General features: G+C 69.5%; 1 protein-coding gene. It reads right to left on the minus strand.

Translation table 11 applies throughout. From position 1 onward, the window contains the following. Window positions 1-1,044, minus strand: a 1,044-nt coding sequence (tnpC, locus tag ACUH78_RS19335) for an IS66 family transposase (RefSeq protein ID WP_510497618.1), incomplete at both ends; no start/stop codon positions are given.

The raw sequence follows: 1,044 nt of genomic DNA on the forward strand, positions 1-1,044 counted from the left end.
CGCTCGATGCGGTAGATCAGCCCGATGAAGCGCAACGCGTCATCGGCCAGCCCGGGTGGCGCCCCCTTGGGGGCTGCCTTGGCCACATCGAAGAACTTGCGCCGCACATGTGCCCAGCACGCCACGTGGGTGACGCCCTCGCGGAAGCTGGCGTGGTAGCCGCTGTAGTCGTCGGCCTGCAGGTAGCCGCGCCACGCGCCCAGGATCCGGCGCGGATGCGTCCCGGATCGATCGGCCGTGAAGTCGTAGAGTGCGGCCGGGGCCACCTTCTGCCACTGCCCCTCGTCGTCCTTCTTCTGCCCGCCGGCCAGATAGACCCACATGCGGGCGGTGATCGTCTTGCCCGGGGCCTGAAGGGCCAGCGTGGTGTCGTCGGTGAAGATCACCGGGCTCGAGAGCACGTGGCGTTGCAGGGCCGGCATCAACACGGCAAGCAACTCGGTCGCATCGAGCACCCAGTCGCACAGCGTCTGACGCGACAGAGCGACGCCTTGGCGCGCGAAGATCCGCGACTGGCGCGCGAGCGGGCAGTGATCGAGGTACTTCGAGACCATCACGTGGGCGAGCAGCCCGGCACCGGCGTTGCTCCTGGGCAGCGGCGAACCCTGGGCGGTGGCGGTGCGTACGGCGCTGCGGCCGTCGGCGGTCTCGCAGCGGTACTTGAGGCGTACGTTCTGGATGACCTCCAGGCGGGCGGGAATGTACTCGAGCAACTCCGAGACCTCCTCTCCGATGCGCTCGAGCGAGGCGTAGCCGGCCTTGTCCGCATCGGAGAGGTCGTGCTCGACGCGCCGGCGCGGCAGATCCGGGCTGATCGCTGGCCGCCCGCCCTTGCGTCGGGTGTGGGCGCCGACCTCACGACGTTCCTCGCTCGGCACGGGGAGCTGTATCGGGTCGGTCCACAGTTCTGCCTGCCCGAGGTGGATCACCTCGCTGCGCGGCCCGAACAGGCGCCGCCGCAGCTCGGCCAGTTGGTGGCGCAGGGTGTCGAGTTGGGCGTCGAACTGCGCACGCATCGCCTGCATCTGCTGCCCCAGTTCGAGC

The sequence above is a fragment of the Thauera sp. ZXT1-4 genome, from assembly GCF_052598215.2.